At 58.8% G+C, this 15,307-nt stretch carries 18 protein-coding genes; all 18 read left to right on the forward strand.

The genetic code is table 11. The annotated features are described in order from the left end of the window. The first annotated feature begins 561 nt into the window (after window positions 1-561). Window positions 562-1,113, forward strand: coding sequence for a terminase small subunit (locus NE609_RS06440; RefSeq protein ID WP_256152050.1), 552 nt, complete (start codon window positions 562-564; stop codon window positions 1,111-1,113). After that, window positions 1,113-2,957 (forward strand): terminase gpA endonuclease subunit, encoded by a 1,845-nt coding sequence (locus tag NE609_RS06445; RefSeq protein ID WP_256152051.1) that lies wholly within the window; start codon window positions 1,113-1,115, stop codon window positions 2,955-2,957. The genes NE609_RS06440 and NE609_RS06445 overlap by 1 nt, the downstream gene beginning before the upstream one ends. Then, window positions 2,957-3,169, forward strand: a complete 213-nt coding sequence (locus NE609_RS06450) for a hypothetical protein (RefSeq protein WP_256152052.1) — start codon at window positions 2,957-2,959, stop codon at window positions 3,167-3,169. The genes NE609_RS06445 and NE609_RS06450 overlap by 1 nt, the downstream gene beginning before the upstream one ends. Window positions 3,170-3,173: 4 nt before the next feature. Next, complete coding sequence (locus NE609_RS06455; protein ID WP_256152053.1) at window positions 3,174-4,937, forward strand: phage portal protein; 1,764 nt, start codon at window positions 3,174-3,176, stop codon at window positions 4,935-4,937. Next, entirely contained in the window at window positions 4,927-6,918 is a 1,992-nt protein-coding gene (locus NE609_RS06460) for a prohead protease/major capsid protein fusion protein (protein ID WP_256152054.1), read from the forward strand. The genes NE609_RS06455 and NE609_RS06460 overlap by 11 nt, the downstream gene beginning before the upstream one ends. 15 nt (window positions 6,919-6,933) lie before the next feature. Beyond that, window positions 6,934-7,266: a DUF2190 family protein gene (locus tag NE609_RS06465; protein ID WP_256152055.1), complete on the forward strand. Its 333-nt coding sequence runs from the start codon at window positions 6,934-6,936 to the stop codon at window positions 7,264-7,266. 9 nt (window positions 7,267-7,275) lie between these two features. Next, window positions 7,276-7,527, forward strand: coding sequence for a hypothetical protein (locus NE609_RS06470; protein ID WP_256152056.1), 252 nt, complete (start codon window positions 7,276-7,278; stop codon window positions 7,525-7,527). After that, a complete protein-coding gene (locus tag NE609_RS06475) occupies window positions 7,527-7,847 on the forward strand; it encodes a hypothetical protein (protein WP_256152057.1) in 321 nt (106 codons plus the stop codon). Before NE609_RS06470 ends, NE609_RS06475 begins: the two co-directional genes overlap by 1 nt. Beyond that, window positions 7,847-8,554, forward strand: coding sequence for a hypothetical protein (locus NE609_RS06480; protein WP_256152058.1), 708 nt, complete (start codon window positions 7,847-7,849; stop codon window positions 8,552-8,554). Before NE609_RS06475 ends, NE609_RS06480 begins: the two co-directional genes overlap by 1 nt. A gap of 2 nt (window positions 8,555-8,556) precedes the next feature. Further along, window positions 8,557-9,090 (forward strand): hypothetical protein, encoded by a 534-nt coding sequence (locus NE609_RS06485; protein WP_256152059.1) that lies wholly within the window; start codon window positions 8,557-8,559, stop codon window positions 9,088-9,090. Between the two features lie 10 nt (window positions 9,091-9,100). Further along, complete coding sequence (locus tag NE609_RS06490) at window positions 9,101-10,534, forward strand: phage tail sheath protein (RefSeq protein ID WP_256152060.1); 1,434 nt, start codon at window positions 9,101-9,103, stop codon at window positions 10,532-10,534. After that, complete coding sequence (locus NE609_RS06495; protein WP_256152061.1) at window positions 10,527-11,039, forward strand: phage major tail tube protein; 513 nt, start codon at window positions 10,527-10,529, stop codon at window positions 11,037-11,039. Before NE609_RS06490 ends, NE609_RS06495 begins: the two co-directional genes overlap by 8 nt. A gap of 11 nt (window positions 11,040-11,050) precedes the next feature. Then, window positions 11,051-11,437: a hypothetical protein gene (locus NE609_RS06500; protein ID WP_256152062.1), complete on the forward strand. Its 387-nt coding sequence runs from the start codon at window positions 11,051-11,053 to the stop codon at window positions 11,435-11,437. A 203-nt stretch (window positions 11,438-11,640) separates the two neighbouring features. Continuing rightward, complete coding sequence (locus tag NE609_RS06505; RefSeq protein WP_256152063.1) at window positions 11,641-13,410, forward strand: hypothetical protein; 1,770 nt, start codon at window positions 11,641-11,643, stop codon at window positions 13,408-13,410. Then, window positions 13,401-13,613, forward strand: coding sequence for a tail protein X (locus NE609_RS06510; protein WP_256152064.1), 213 nt, complete (start codon window positions 13,401-13,403; stop codon window positions 13,611-13,613). The genes NE609_RS06505 and NE609_RS06510 overlap by 10 nt, the downstream gene beginning before the upstream one ends. Window positions 13,614-13,618: 5 nt before the next feature. Then, a complete protein-coding gene (locus tag NE609_RS06515; protein WP_256152065.1) occupies window positions 13,619-14,533 on the forward strand; it encodes a phage late control D family protein in 915 nt (304 codons plus the stop codon). Window position 14,534: 1 nt separating this feature from the next. Continuing rightward, window positions 14,535-14,765, forward strand: a complete 231-nt coding sequence (locus NE609_RS06520) for a hypothetical protein (RefSeq protein WP_101549017.1) — start codon at window positions 14,535-14,537, stop codon at window positions 14,763-14,765. Between the two features lie 3 nt (window positions 14,766-14,768). Then, window positions 14,769-15,302: a hypothetical protein gene (locus NE609_RS06525; RefSeq protein ID WP_256152066.1), complete on the forward strand. Its 534-nt coding sequence runs from the start codon at window positions 14,769-14,771 to the stop codon at window positions 15,300-15,302. The last annotated feature ends 5 nt before the right edge of the window (window positions 15,303-15,307 follow it).

A 15,307-nucleotide genomic window follows, 5' to 3' on the forward strand; every position in this document is an offset into this window, starting at 1 on the left:
GCAAATGTCCGGAAATGTCCGGGTTTGTCCGCATTTGTCCACTTGAAATCCATACCGTTCTTGACGTATAATAATGCTTAGAGAGATGCGCTCGAAAGGGTGTGTCTCTTTTTTGATGCCCAAATTCAAATCATGCCGGATTCAAGTCTCCGGAATGGATTCAAATTGCCGCTCGAAAGTTATCCACCAGGCATCAACGCTGAGGCCCCTGGGCGGGCGTTTTCCACCGTCTCCGAGCAGGAGCCGTCGCGATATTGCCAGCCTGCCGTATGCGTCAAGGTACTTCCCCGGGGGTACCCCGCACGCGGGTCTTGCGAGGCCCGGCAATCACCCGCATTGAAAACCAAAAAAGTGGTTTGAAATCTTGATCGGGGTTTGTCCACCAGATTACGTCCGAATTTTGTGAAGAATGCCGAACGCCCACGCGGCAGGACCGGCCCGGGGCCGGGGCGGCTGGGATCGGCAAAGTGACGAAAAATTGTCCTGTGGTGGTTGGCGCTGGATGGGATGGAAGAGGAATCGGAAGGCATGGTCACGGGGGGACAGGGGAGGAGTGGAATAATGGCGGAAAAGGATGAGCTGTATTTTGAGAGCGGGGCGATCATCGCCTGTACGCGGCTCACGGCGGAGTATTTCGGTGTGACGTCGGCGACACTCTCCAACTGGATGCGTGCCGGGTGCCCGCGCTATAAGCATGGATACTGGGACATCCGTGCGGTCACTGACTGGCGTGGCAAGCAGGAGGGGGAGAAGCTCGCGGCGGCTGCGGCAAGCGATCCCTCAAAGCTGACGCCTGCTCAGCAGAAGGTACACTACGAGGCGCAGCTGAAAGAGGCACAGCTGGAGGCTGCGCGGCTGCGCAATCGGTTTAACAGCGGCATGTACCTGGAGCGGGCGATGGTTGTGGATGAGCTTGCAAAGTACTTCATCGTGCTCAAACACTCACTGCTCGGCTTGGGGCACGAACTGAGTCTGATGGCGTCTCCCTACGTCGACGCGGACCGGGGCCGCCAGATTGACAGGACGATTGACGAGCGCGTCAAGGATATGCTCGAGCAGATGGCGGTTGAGGGCGTGTACGACGCAAAGACCAGTACCGTGGTGGCGATTTGATGCCAGGCAGGGTCATCCCGAATTGGATTATGGAGGCGCTGCAGGCGCTGCGCCCTCCGGGTCGGCTGACGGTAAGCGAGTGGGCCGACGCCAACCGTGTCCTGACTAGCGGGGAATCCAATAAGCCCGGGCGCTGGCGCACCGACTTTACCCCGTATCTGCGTGAGATCATGGACGCCTTTACCGCGCCGGACGTTGAAGAAATCATCCTGGTAAAGCCGACGCAGGTCGGCGGCACGGAAGCGATGCTCAATATGATGGGATACGCGATCTGCAACGATCCCGCGCCGATGCTGGTGGTCTATCCGCAAAAGGAATTGGCCGAATCGGTCAGCGATCACCGGATCCAGCCGATGATCCGGGCGTGTCCCGAGCTTCGCCGGCGCTACGACGAGAACAGCAAGCGGCTCGACCTCAACTTTACAGGCGGAGTCTACGTGGGGATTGTCGGCGCGAATTCGCCGAGCGACCTCGCGAGCCGCCCGGTCAAGAACGTCTTCCTCGACGAGGAGGATAAATTCCCCGCCCGGGCGGGCAAGGAGGCCTCGCCCGCCGCGCTGGCGATGGAGCGGCAAAAGACCTACCCGGCGAACCGCAAAACGATGCGTGCGTCGACGCCCGTCTTTGAGCAGGGGCCGATCTGGCAGAGCTGGCTGAAAGCCGACACGCAGATGGAGTGCCTTGTGGATTGTCCTCACTGCGGAACGAGCTGGGGCTTTGAGTTCAAGCAGCTCAAATGGCCGGAGGGCGCAGACGAAGAACGGGCACGCAAGGAGGCGGTCTACTGCTGCCCGAATTGCGGCGCGGTTATCACCGAGACCGAAAAGGCAGACATGATCAGGAGTTGTCACTGGGAGGTCACGCGATCCAATGGGAGCCGGAAGCGCCTTGCGTTCCATTTCAATACCTTCTATTCTCCCTGGATAAAATTTGGGGATATCGCGGCGGAGTTCCTCAAGAGCAAGGATTATCCGGAGCTCCTGCAGAACTTCATCAACTCCTGGCTGGCGGAGCCCTACCGCGAGGTCGAAAGCCAGATGGATGCCGAGAAGCTGCTGCAACGGCAGAGCCAGTATCCCGCGATGACGGTCCCGACAGGCGCAGCCATGTTGACGGGAGGAGTGGACGTGCAGCGAAAGAGCTTTTACTGGACGGTCCGCGCCTGGATGCCGAACATGACGAGCTTCAACGTTGCGCACGGGCAGGCGTTTACCTGGATGGAGATCGAGCAGGTCATGAACGCATGGTACCGTGATCCCGCAGGCGGTCGGTATCAGGTCAACCTTTGCTGCGTGGACTCAGGAGACCAGACGGACGACGTGTACAATTTCTGTGCGATCAACCGCGAATGGGCGGTGCCGATCAAAGGCTCCTCAAACAGGATGCTGACCAAATATCGGGCGACGACGATCGACCGGGACGGGATCTCCCGGGGCATGACGCTGATTATGGTGGACACGGACTTTTACAAGGATATGATCTTTGCCCGCTTCTTCCGGGATGAGGAGAATGGCGGCTGGTACCTGCACGACAAATGCGACGCGGAGTATGCGGAAATGGTGACCGCCGAGCATAAGGTTATCGAGCGGGACCGCGGCCGGTTGGTGAGCCGCTGGAGGCCAAAGGTGACCGGAGCGGACAACCACTATCTGGACTGCGAAGTATATGCCGCCTGCGCCGCCGACGTCTATGGGTTGCGCACCCTCAGCGCTAACCAGGCACGGCAGGAGCGGCAGCCCGCCGTGCAGCAGGAATCGCAGCATTATCAGCGCGCCGAACCGGCGCAGCACCGGCCGATGGGGAGCGGCAATACGTTCAGGCGCAGGAAATGGAGGGGATGGTAATGATACTGGAGGAACTCAAGGCGCGCCACACGGCTGTCCTGCAGGCGATCAATAAGATCGAAAACGGGGCGCAGGAGTATCGGATTGGACAGAGGACGGTCCGGTATGGGGATTTGGCTACGCTCTACAAGCAGGAGTCCGACCTGAGTAAAGAGATCTCACGGTTGGAGCGCCCGCGCTCGACAGTGGCCGTTTTGGGCCGGAGGAGGTGATGATTTGGCAAAGGATATGGGTCTGCTGAAACGGATGGCTTATGGAGTCGCGCCAAAATGGGCATACCACCGCGATGTCTACCGCCAGCTGGGGCGCGGCTTTTACACGGCCGCCGACCGCGGCCCGCGCAGTGCGAACTGGACCACGGTCAACGCAACGGGTGAACAGGCCAACAGCGCATCGCGGGACATCGTCCGGACACGAAGCCGCGACCTTGAGCGGAACTCGGACATTATGGGCGCGGAGATCCTGGCATTTGAGCGCAACGTTGTCGGGACGGGAATCGTGTTGCAGGCGAAGGTACTCGGATCCAACGGAAAAGAGGACGAGGATCTCAACACGCAAATCGAGACGCTTTGGCGGGAGTGGAGCCGGCCGGGCAACTGCGAGATCACAGGGCGGTTTGGCATGGGCGAAATCGAGGCAATGATCGTTCGCCGGCGCTTCGTCGACGGTGGGATCCTGATACTCAAAGTGTTTGACAAAGGCGCGTTTAAGCTGCAGCTGCTGGAAGTGGATGATCTGGACGGCACTCTGCCGATGTGCAACGGGAACCGTGTGATAGGCGGGATTGAAGTGGATGAGTATCGACGCCCAGTCGCCTATCATATCCGAGTTTTTAATGCATGGGGGATGCGCGTACGGACTGACCGGGTACCCGCGGATCGCGTCATCTACCTGCCCTATCTCACACGGCCCAGTCAGACGCGGGAAATGACACCGGCCGCGGCGTCGCTGCCACGCATCGATGACGTGAACGAGCTGGTCGACGCCGCGGTCGAAAAAGAGCGCGTGCTGGCGCATCTTTCTGTGGTCGTCGAATCGGACGGAGGCGGCGGGATCGGCATCTCCGCGCTTGGACGCGGCGGGGGAGATCCGGTGCCCGGGAGGAACGAGGAAGCCGATCCGGAGATCCTCGAGCAGGGGACGGTCACCTACCTGCGACCCGGGGAGAAGGTATCAACCATCGCGCCGGCCGGCACGAGCTCCACCGTCGATCCAATGGTCAAGACAACGCAGCGCCTCGTCGGCGGCGGAGTTGGGCTCAGCTATGAATCCGTCTCCCGGGACATGTCGCAGGTCAACTACTCCTCGGCACGCCAAGGGCTGCTCGAGGACCAGAAAACATACAGGATGCTGCAGCGATATCTGATCGATCACTTTTGCGACGAGGTCTATGGAGAGTGGCTTGACTGGATGATCCTGAGCGGGCAGTTGCAGATACCCGGCTACTTCTCAGACCGGGATCGGTACTTGCGGCACATCTGGATCGCCAGCGGGTGGGACTGGATCGATCCGCTCAAGGAGGCGAACGCCAATAAGCAGGCTCTCGACAGCTGCCAGACGACGCTGCAAGAGATCTGTGCAAGCAAGGGTAAGGATTACCGCGATGTCCTGCGCCAGCGGGCCGTGGAACTGGAGCTGACACAATCCCTTTTAGAGTGGCATGGAAAACAGGAGGAGACTTCGGAAGAAGAGGATATCGCGCCGGAAGAGTCCAGCAAGGAAACGAAGGCTTCGGACGAGTCCACGGCGGCGGAGGTGGCCTCGCAGGGCGATTCTATTCAGAGCATCTCGCTCAACGGAGCGCAGATCGAAAGCCTGATCGCGATCGTTCAGCTGGTGGTCACTGGAGCGTTCCCGTATGAGTCCGCGCTGGCGATCCTGACCGCGGCGTTTCCCTTTGATGAAGAGCAGGCCAAAAAGGTCCTGAATAATGGGAAACAGATACCAACCAAAAAGGAGGACGAAAGCGATGCCGAATAAAAAGCGCCTGCCCGCCGCCAATACCTCGATGTACCGCAGTGCAAACCTGATGTGCCGCGCCGTGGACGGGCAGACAAACCGGTACGAGCTTGCCTTTTCGAGCGAGGAGCCGTATGCAAGATGGGGAGATGTCGAGGTCCTGCTACACGAACCCGGCGCGGTTGACCTGAGCAGATTTGGAGACGTCGGAACGCTGCTCTTCTCCCATGGGAACGACCCCAATTACGGGCGGGTGCCGATCGGCAGGGTCTTGCGCGCATGGCTTGACGAGACCGACCGCGTCTGTCGCGCGGAGATTGAATTTGACGAGGAGGATGAATCCTGCAAGCGCCTCAAATCCAAACTCGATCAGGGGATGCTCAACGGGGTGTCCGTGGGCTACTCGGTCAGGGCATGGACGCGGCTCGAACCGGGGCAGAGGAGTGTAGACGGCCGGTTTACCGGCCCGATGTACCTGGCGGCGCAATGGACGCCGCATGAAATCAGTCTGGAGCCGGTGCCGGCCGATCCTACGGTCGGGCTCGGTAAAAATTTTGATCATGAGGAGGACAATCAAATGGATGAAAACGAGATGAACAATGGCATCAGGGGAGCGGCGGCACCGGCGAACCAGCCCACCGCAGAGCAGCCCGCAGTTGCCCCCGCAGTACCGGCAGCGCCAGAAGGGGCTGCGAGATCCGTAGAACCCAATGCGCCCAATCCGGATCCGATCGCAGAGGAGCGCACCCGCGCGGCGGGTATCGTGGCCCTCTGTGGCCGTTTCGGCCTCGATTCGACGGAGTATATCCGCAGCGGAGAATCGCTGGAGCGAGTGCAGACCAGCGTACTGGAGGCGCTGGCAAGGCGGCCCGGCGGCCAGCCGGTTGCGACCGGCGCGCGTTGCGTGGAAATCGTCGCCGATGAAGTGGATAAGACCAGGGCGGCGGCTGTCGACGGGCTGCTGATGCGCGAGGGGCTTGCCGTAAGGAAGCCGGCCCCGGGCGCGGAAGAGTTCCGCGGTATGAGCCTGCAGGCGATCGCGGCCGAATGCCTGATGCGTTCCGGAGTCAGCGGCGCGAACCGTATGAGCCGGGACGAACTCTGGAAACGATCGTTAACTCCGGACAGCGCGTTCTCGGCAATCGCGGCCAGCGTCGCTGATCGGGTGGTGCTGGCAGCGCACGAGGCGGCCCCGACCACCTTTCAGTACTGGACGACGAAGGGAAGCCTGACGGATTTCCGCCCGACCGACGTCTACGAGATCAGCGAGTCGGGCGAACTGGATGAGATCAAGCAGACCGGCGAATTTAAGGAGGCGCGCCTTTCCGACAAGAAAGTCGCGCAGAAAAAACTGCTTACCTTCGGCAAAATGGTGACCTTCTCCCGACAGATGTTTATCAATGACGACATCGGCATGGTCACCCGCACGTTGACGGCGTTGACGATGGCATTCCAGCGGGGCATCAATAAGGCGGTTTACGGACTGCTCAAGGATAATCCGACGATGTACGACGGCAACACACTTTTCAGCGCGGCGCACAAGAACCTTTGCACGGGCGCGGTGCCTGGCACGGCCGCATTCGCAGAGGCCCGCAAGCTCATGCGCCGCCAGAAGGATCTCGGCGGCAAGGTCACGATGAACATTTCGCCGGCGTACGTGCTTACAAGCTCGGCAGACGAAACCACAATCGAGGCACTGCTCGCTTCGCTGGCAGATCCGAGCGGCAGCAATTCGGGCGTGGCCAACGTATTCCGCAACAAAATGCAGATGGTCGTAGACGCGGAACTCGATGTCGATTCGGGCGCGCAGCCCTTTTACTTCGCGGCAGATCCCCGGATGGCAGATACGGTCGAGGTTGATTACCTCAACGGCGTCGAGACGCCGGCGGTTGAGATGCAGGCCGACTTTGACCGGCTCGGATTCCGCTACCGCATCTACGGCGACCGCGGGATTACGCTGCTTGGTTATCGGGGCCTTGTCAAAAATCCGGGAAAGGAATAAGAGGGGAGGATTAGAATGATGGCGACGTATGTTCAGAAGGGCGAAAACATCAATTACAAGAATGACGGATCGGAGAAGATCGCGTACGGTGATGTCGTGGTCATCTCCGACCGGATCGGAGTTGCCTCTGTGGATATTTCCGCAGGAGAGACCGGTGTCATCAGCCTGGAGGGCGTCTATGAGATGCCTGCCGAGGCAAGTGCGGCATTTGAGGTCGGGCAGACGGTGTATTGGGACACCACCAATAAACGCCTCACGGCGACGAAACCTGCCTCCGGGGCGATCATCGCAGGGGTTGCGATCGAGCCGAAAGCAACCGCGGCCTCGCTGGCGCTCGTCAAGCTGTGAGGTGCGGCGATGATTAGATTGACAAACCCGCTGATCCACGACGGAAGAGTTTTCCCTGCCGGCGAAATGATCACGCTGTATGAAGAGTTCGAGCGCGCGATCGTCGCTGCCGGCAACGCGGAGCAGGTCGGCCCGAGCGAGGCGGGAGCGGCCCTCCCGGGACCTGAGCCGGATGGCGAGACATCGGAAGAACGGGAGCTGCAGGAAGAATCGGAGGACTTGGAAATACGGCTGGGCCGTCCCGGCCGTGGAGGAATCTGATGAGCTTGCGGGACCAGGTGCTTGAAGATTTGAAGACGATCTTCAATCTTGACGAGATGGCCTCCGTGCACCGCTTCGCGGGCCGGGTGCTGCAGCTGGTCGTTGATAACGACCAGCTGCAGAAGAACGCCCTGCAGGCCCCCGGAGGCCTCTACGACGGGGATGTTCTGATTTTTGCAAAGGCTGGGCAGCTCGCCGGCCTGCAGCTCACACCCGGCCGCGCGGTGGACTTCGACGGCAGGCCATACGTGATCGCGGGAATCATCGATGAGGACGGGGTGACGCAGATCACGCTGACGGCAGCTCAGGGAGGAATATGATGTCAGAGACGGTAGGCTATATTTATGTGGATGCTTCTTCGCTCAACAGGGTAGTAGAGGTCTTGGAAGGATCTCCAGCAGAAATACAAAAAACCGTTGGACGCATTTTGTTTAGAGTGAGAGACAACGCCAAAGCAGAAATAATTCGACAGATCCCCAAAATATATGCAATTAGTCCCAGTATGGTGAGGTCTGCAATTACAAGGGAGCGCCGACGCTTTGTGAGGGTCGGTCAGGAAGAAAATGAACAGATTTCCATAACGGTAGTTGGCAACCCCCTCAACTTGGTGAGATTTATTCATACGCCAAGTAAGCCTCTTTATGGTGCTTCCAGGTTGGGCGTAATGTCAAAAGTCTCAATTACAAGATCAAGAGGCCTTCAGCAGATCGGAGGAAGGTGGGGTAAAAGATTCGGCGATAACCCGACGCCTCCTATGGAAAAGAAAAATGCCTTTCTCATGCCGACGTCAAGGTCGTCCAGAGATAAGATCCCGTTCTTCTTTGCCCGCCGTACAGGATATCCCTCATCAAAAAACTCTAAAAAAGAAGGGATAGAACCGCTTGCATCTATTTCGGTACCTCAGATGATGATGAACCCCGTGGTTTCAGAAAAAATCCGGAATTATATCGAAGAACAAATGGCAAAGCGCGTTGAAGTTGAGTTGATTAACTCTGTAGTCGGGATGCAGCAAAATGTTAGGAGGTAGTCATGGATAGAGTCGTTACGGCCCTGCAATCCATTCGGGATTTTTATTTGTCCCATGCGTTGAAAGGCATGGAGTTGAAGTGTCCTCCGGATGGGGAGCGTATAGATGGATACAGCCTTGTCCAGCCGTCGGCCTATATTGGGTGGATCCCTCCTGGCGATGTGCTTGGCCCCGACCGCCCAATTGTTCCCTGCATTGTTGTCGGCCTTGATCGCCGGCTTTCGTCTGATGATGATACCAGATTGGAATTGCGGGTGACGGCTGCGGTTTACGATCCCGGTCATCAGGAGAGAAAGGATAACCAGATCCAATACACCCCGAATTTGGATGGCTATGTGACTTTGCTCAATTTGCTGGACAGATTGGAGGCGGCCACGCTGCGGGAACAGGTGCTGGCGGGTAGGTACTCACTTGCATCGTCAGTGGAAACACGCATGTATGATGAACAACCATTTCCCTACTGGTATGGGTATCTAAAGTTTACGCTTTCCGATGGGGCATACCCAAAAACCAGATACGCTAAATTTTTGGAATAGGAGTGATAGCATGAGCGAATACCGGCATGGTGCATATGCCGATCCGGAGGCCTCGCGGGACTATGTATCGCCCCCCGGAATCGGGACGATCCCGGTGTACGTTGGCCGTGCGCCGGTGCATCAGCTGGCGGATTACGCCGGCAGGAAAGATGTCCCCTTGCTGATCAACAGCTACAATGATGCGATCCAGCAAATCGGATACAGCGACGACTGGGAGAATTACGAGCTTTCCGAGGCAGTGTACGCCCACTTCAAGAACAACGTCCAGAGCGTAGGACCGATCGTCGTGATCAATGCCATGGATCCGGAAACCGGGAAGGGCGCGCAGACCAAGAGCGACGAAGTACAGTTCAGCAAGCGCCGGGCGACGATTCGGACAAGCACGGCGATTCTGTCTACCCTGGCGATCGCCGACAAGACCGCCGATGTGGACTACACTGCGGTTTACTCTGCCGATGGCATGAGCGTGCAGCTGACGGATCTCAAGGGCGGCCTGTCCTCGGTCACGGTCACCTACTCGGAGGTGGATCCGGCGAGCGTCACCGAAGAGGATGTCGTCGACGCGCTGGTGTTGGGCCTCAAGCGGGTCTACTACGATCTGGGTGAGGTCCCGACCATTCTCTGCGCCCCCGGGTGGAGTGAGAAAAAGGTAGTGTATGAGGCGCTGGTCGCCTCGGCAGAGAAGGTCAATGGGCATTGGTACGCCTATGTCAACGCCGATCTGGACTGCAGGACGGCCAAGACAATCTCTGCGGCGATCGATGCCAAGGCGGCGTATGAGACAGAGGCAGGGACGGCCTCGCTTTTGTGGCCGCGTGGGAAAAAAGGCGCGCGGGTTTTTCATGCGAGCGTTCTCAACACGGTTACGATGCAGCGCGTTGACTACGGGAACGGCAACGTGCCCTATGAGACGCCCTCCAATAAGCGGGTCGATATTGACTCGATGTGCCTGGCGGATGGAACCCCGATCCAGTACGATCAGGAGGATGCCAATCTCCTCAACGCGGCGGGTATCGATACGATGACCTACTGGGAGGGAACCTGGCGGATGTGGGGATCCCACACGGCGGCCTTTTCTCACGATAAAGTCATGAACGACCGGCGGGACATCTTCGACGTCAACGTGCGAATGGTGCGGTACGTCGCCAATCTCTTCCAGCGGCGGTATGGTGACGAGGTTGACAAGCCGATGAAACGCAGCCGAAAGGACACGATACTTAATGACTTCCAGGCCCAGCTGGATGCGATGATCTCGGACGGCACGCTGCTCCTCGGCACGATCGAATTCGAGGAGAGCAGGAACAGCCTCGACGATATGGTTGAAGGGAACTTTGTGTTTACCACGGAGATCAGCAACCCCGTCCCGGGCAAGAACCTGACGACGTCGGTGCGCTGGACCTCCGAGGGCCTGTTGCTGATCTTTGGAGGTGACGAGAATGAGTAAGGTGATTACCGGCGCGGTCGGCGCCATGAACGTACTTGCCGGGGGCCGGGAGATTGGAGACGCGACGAGCGTCACGCTGTCGGATATCGAGCGCCCGACGACGGAGATCAAGGGCGCGGGGATCATGGGGACCTTTGCTATGCCGATCTCCGGGCAGGTCAACGCGATGACGGCGTCGGTCGCGGTGCGCGCGGCCAACGCGGACAAGCGGTATCTGGTGGGCAACAACGTCGACCTGGAAATCCGGTTCGCTTTCGACTGCCGCGCCAGTGACGGAACTCTGTATGTCGCCGGCACAAAGATTTTTCTGCGCGGACACACGACAAAGATCGGCAGCGGCAAGGCCGAGCCCGGGAGCACGCGGGATGAGACGTACGATTACTCGGTCGTGCGCTACCGTGAGGTCGTGGACGGTGAGGAAACGCTGCTGGTCGACCAGATCGCCGGCCGTTTTGTCGTCGGTGGAAAGGATCTCATGGGTGGGATCAGCAGGATTATTAAATAAGGAGGATCTATATGGACGAAAACCGTACAATGGGTGATCTTGGAGGAGAGACGGAAGAGACCGCAACGGAGAACGTGCTGGAACTAAAACACCCGCTTAAGGTCGACGGTGAGGAAATCGACAAGATTGAGTACGATTTTGACGCGCTGACCGCGAAGGATCTGCATGAAGCTTCCAAGTATCTCAAGCAGCTGGGCATTCCCGTGAGCGTGCCTGCGCTCGATATGGATTACCAGTTGACGGTCTTTGGCAAGGCCGTCAAAAAGCGGATGCCGCGGGTTACGCTCAATGACCTCATGCGGCTTTCCAGCGCCGACGCCATGAAAGCGACAGGTCTTACGAGGGATTTTTTGCTCGATTTGGATCCCGGGCAGAGGGAGCTTGGATCCGACGAGTAATCGCTCAGCTCACGATGACCACGGCAAATTCCGCCCGGGAGCTTGCCGAAATGCCTCTTGGAGATCTCTTTGAGTTTTATGAGGCGGTAGCCTTTGAACTGGAACAATTCGCGAAGGGCAAGGAGGCTCGGGGTGAATAAAAGAAGCCCCCGCCGTGAGGCGGGGGGAAGGATCATTCCGCGATCCGGAAGGGAGGTGGAGGCGTGACAAAAAAAGAATTGAAAGCGGTCATAACACTCGCCGGCAAAATCGATCCTTCTCTGCAGAGCGCGATGCTCAAAGCAAGCAAGGAGACCAGCAAGCTCACCGTCAGCATGAAGGGCAGCTTCGCGCTCATGTGGCAATCCCTCAAGCAGGGCCCCCAAATGTTTGTCAAGACGACGCAGACCGTCCTGAAGACCGGGCTGACCAACGCGATGGCAAATATGAAGGGGACACTGCTGCGGGGGGTGGGTGCGGCTTTCAAGGCCCCCTTCAAGCTCATGGGCACCCTCTTAAAAGGGGTGGGAATCGCCGCGCTGGCCGGAACCGTCGCAGCGTCGGCGGCGTTCGTACAGATGGGCCGGTCGGGCCTTGAGTACGCGAGCGACCTGCAGGAGGTCCAGAACGTCGTCGACAAGACCTTCGCGGAAAACAGCGCAATCATTGACGACTTTGCGGCCCGTTCGCTCGAGGCCTACGGCCTGAACGCGCTTGAGGCGAAAAAGTACAGCTCGACGGTGGGCGCGATGCTCAAATCCATGGGGCTGACCAGCGATGAAACGCTGGTCATGTCCCAGAACCTCACGGCCCTCGCGGGGGATGTTGCGAGCTTTTACAACCTCTCGGGCGACGAGGCGTTTGAGAAGATCCGCGCCGGGATCTCGGGAGAGACGGAGCCGCTCAAGCAGCTCGGCATCAATATGTCGGTGGCCAATCTGGAAGCCTACGCGCTCAGTCAGGGCATTTCGACGGCGTACAATAAGATGTCGCAGGCGGATCAGGCCGTGCTACGCTACAACTACCTTCTTTCTGCGACAGCGGATGCGCAGGGGGATTTCGCGGATACCTCCGACAGCTTCGCCAATCAGCAAAAGCTGCTGAAGGCAAATATCCAGCAGACGGCAGGCGAGATCATGCAAAACATGCTGCCGGCGCTCGCCGGTGCGATGAAGGAGGCCAATGGCTTTATCAAGAGCCTTGATACGGCGGCGATCGGACAGTTTGTCGGCAGCCTTGCAGACATGGCTGTGGCGTTTATGCCGCTCGTGATGGATCTGATGCCGCTCTTCGGCAACCTGATCGGAATGATCATGCCGCCGCTGCTGCAGATCGGTCAGGCAATTATTCCAATCATCGTGCAGGTGGTGCAGACCCTGATGCAGGTGCTTGAGCCGTTGATTACTCCGGTCATGCAATTTGTCCAGGTGCTTCTGCCGCCTCTGCAGACGTTGCTCACGGCAATCTCTCCGCTCCTTACGGCGTTGGCAAATCTGCTGGGCAACGTGCTCGGCCCGGTGCTCAAGGTGGTTGGAGCAATTTTTCAGGCGATCTGCGACCTGATCGCGGCCTTTGCAAAGCCAATTACTGACTTTATCAATGGGATTGTCAATTTCTTTGGGGGCGGAGGTAAGGCGCAGGAGCAACTATCGAATGTATCTGCATCCGACCTGGAGATGCAAAACTATGCGCTTGGCGGCTTCTCTGCCCGGCCAGCGATTTTCGGTGAAGCGGGACTTGAGGCGGCGATCCCGATTAAGCCCGGCAACCCGCGCAGCATTGGCCTTCTGCAGCGCACCGCGCAGCTGCTTGGAATAGGGACCCTCAATGAGGGCGACGACCAAAAGCAGGAAATCAACTTTACTTATGCGCCGGTCATTTACGCGGAGGGCGACACGAGCCCCGTCGAGCAGATGCTGCGCCGCGGCGCGGCGGAGATGCGGCGGATGATCGAGGACTTTTTCTCTGATAGGGGGCGGCTGGCATGGGAGTAGAGGGCTTCGACTACGTCACGATGCAGGGGGACACCTTCGACATGCTGGCGCTTGATGCCTATAATGATGAGTTTCAGGCGGTAGAACTCATCCGGGCAAACCCGAAGTATGCTGGAGTGGTCGTGTTCGACGCCGGCACAACCCTCCGCATTCCCTATCTGCAGGCGGCCCCGCCAGAATCACTGCCGCCCTGGAAGAAGTGACCGAAATGGCAAAGGTGCTTTATAACGGCAAGGACATTTCCGCTGACGTCGAGATCGGCGTGCTCGACGTCAGCGACAGCTGCGGAGACCAGATCGATGCAATCGATGCCGTGTTCGCGGACAGTCGGGGACAGTGGAGCGGCTGGAAGCCGCAGAAAGGCGAGACGCTGGACGTCGAGCAGGACGGATACCGGGCCGGCCAGAAGTGGATCGACCGGATCCGGCAACAGGATGGCAAGCTGGCGCTGGGGGCGATCAGTCTGCCTCCGGCCGGCCGGACGCCCCGGACGAAGGTGTGGGAAAATGTAACGCTTCTCACGCTGGCCGCGGAGAAGACGGCGCTCTACGGGCTGACGCCCGAGTTTTATGGGGTGCCGTCCTATCCGTACGCACGAGTCGATCAGATTTCCCGCAAGGACTTCGGATTCCTGCAGGAGCGAGCGAGACTCGAGGGGTGCACGATGAAACTCAGTGACGGGAAGCTCGTCATCTACTCGGACGCCTATATGGAGTCTCTGCCAGCGGCCCGCAGGATCGATGCGTCCGAGTTCTATGGGCCTCCAAACTTTGACGATTCGGCCGGGCAGACCTATAGCAGCTGTACAGTGAGCTGGGGAGATTTCTCCGCAACGCACACGGACCCCGGCTGCCTTGGCCCGGAAAGGATCGTCAGCAATATCCCGGTCAGCTCGATCGGCGAGGCGCAGCGGTTTGCGCGATACCTCCTGCGGGACGCCAACAAACGAGAGACGCGAGGGGAGATTTCCGTGCTGCTTGATACAACGATCGCAGGGGGTAGCGTCGTGGAGGTGACCGGGATGGGACTCAGCGACGGCCGGTATTTCGTGGAGCTCGCCCGGCATAGCTTTGCCGAGCAGGTCACGACCCTGCAGATACGCAGGTGCTTTGAGAGGTATTGACATGACAGTCATTGGGACGGTATCCACTGCAGCGGGCGGGCTCTATCAGGTGATCGTAGGCGGCCGGCTTTCGGCGAAGATTCCTGCCGTGCGCAGCGCGTACCGGCTGGATATCGACTTTGAGGCAAAGAGTTGGGAGGAAAAGTCCCCGCAGGTTGGGGATCGCGTTCTGTGCATCTTTCCCGGAGAGGCGTATGTAGACGGCTGGATCGTCGGCATTTTGGAGGGATAGATTATGGTAGTCGGCAAGTTTGGCAGCCAGCAGTTTGTGGTCAGCTCCTCGACGATCCTGCCGATCGGGGACATTACGATCAGCGCCGGCACGGGAACGTCGACCGAGAGCGCCGCTCAGGGAAAGAAAGGCGCGACAAAAGTCAGCGGTCCGAGCCTGCGTAAGGTAAAGCTGACCCTCCAGCTCAACGCCTCGCTGGGCGTCGAGGTCCGGACGGCGATCGACAGCTGGATGCAGCTGGCTGAGGCTGGAACGCCAAATCCGCTGATTATCTGCGGACAGGCGGTCAGCGCCAACAAGTTCCTGCTGAAATCGTGCAGTGCGAGTGACATTACAATCGTCAGATCCAAGGGGGCTGCAAAAATGGCGATCGCGAAAATGTCATTGGAGTTCGAGGAATACCTGCCGCCCGGGGCACAGACCGCGGCGTCCGGTAAAAAAACAGGGTCATCCATCGCAGTGAATAATGCCTATGACATGCCGACCTCAGAGGAGAAGGGCGACATGAAGCGGGTGAATCCGGGAATGGGAGGATGATGAAT

The sequence above is a fragment of the Anaerotruncus sp. DFI.9.16 genome, from assembly GCF_024461615.1.
Taxonomy (GTDB): Bacteria; Bacillota; Clostridia; order Oscillospirales; family Ruminococcaceae; genus Anaerotruncus; species Anaerotruncus massiliensis.

Coding starts and splice junctions, on each gene's coding strand:
- NE609_RS06440 (WP_256152050.1), top strand. CDS start 562: ATGGCGGAAAAGGATGAGCTGTATTTTGAGAGCGGGGCGATCATCGCC.
- NE609_RS06445 (WP_256152051.1), top strand. CDS start 1,113: ATGCCAGGCAGGGTCATCCCGAATTGGATTATGGAGGCGCTGCAGGCG.
- NE609_RS06450 (WP_256152052.1), top strand. CDS start 2,957: ATGATACTGGAGGAACTCAAGGCGCGCCACACGGCTGTCCTGCAGGCG.
- NE609_RS06460 (WP_256152054.1), top strand. CDS start 4,927: ATGCCGAATAAAAAGCGCCTGCCCGCCGCCAATACCTCGATGTACCGC.
- NE609_RS06465 (WP_256152055.1), top strand. CDS start 6,934: ATGATGGCGACGTATGTTCAGAAGGGCGAAAACATCAATTACAAGAAT.
- NE609_RS06470 (WP_256152056.1), top strand. CDS start 7,276: ATGATTAGATTGACAAACCCGCTGATCCACGACGGAAGAGTTTTCCCT.
- NE609_RS06475 (WP_256152057.1), top strand. CDS start 7,527: ATGAGCTTGCGGGACCAGGTGCTTGAAGATTTGAAGACGATCTTCAAT.
- NE609_RS06480 (WP_256152058.1), top strand. CDS start 7,847: ATGTCAGAGACGGTAGGCTATATTTATGTGGATGCTTCTTCGCTCAAC.
- NE609_RS06485 (WP_256152059.1), top strand. CDS start 8,557: ATGGATAGAGTCGTTACGGCCCTGCAATCCATTCGGGATTTTTATTTG.
- NE609_RS06490 (WP_256152060.1), top strand. CDS start 9,101: ATGAGCGAATACCGGCATGGTGCATATGCCGATCCGGAGGCCTCGCGG.
- NE609_RS06495 (WP_256152061.1), top strand. CDS start 10,527: ATGAGTAAGGTGATTACCGGCGCGGTCGGCGCCATGAACGTACTTGCC.
- NE609_RS06500 (WP_256152062.1), top strand. CDS start 11,051: ATGGACGAAAACCGTACAATGGGTGATCTTGGAGGAGAGACGGAAGAG.
- NE609_RS06510 (WP_256152064.1), top strand. CDS start 13,401: ATGGGAGTAGAGGGCTTCGACTACGTCACGATGCAGGGGGACACCTTC.
- NE609_RS06515 (WP_256152065.1), top strand. CDS start 13,619: ATGGCAAAGGTGCTTTATAACGGCAAGGACATTTCCGCTGACGTCGAG.
- NE609_RS06520 (WP_101549017.1), top strand. CDS start 14,535: ATGACAGTCATTGGGACGGTATCCACTGCAGCGGGCGGGCTCTATCAG.
- NE609_RS06525 (WP_256152066.1), top strand. CDS start 14,769: ATGGTAGTCGGCAAGTTTGGCAGCCAGCAGTTTGTGGTCAGCTCCTCG.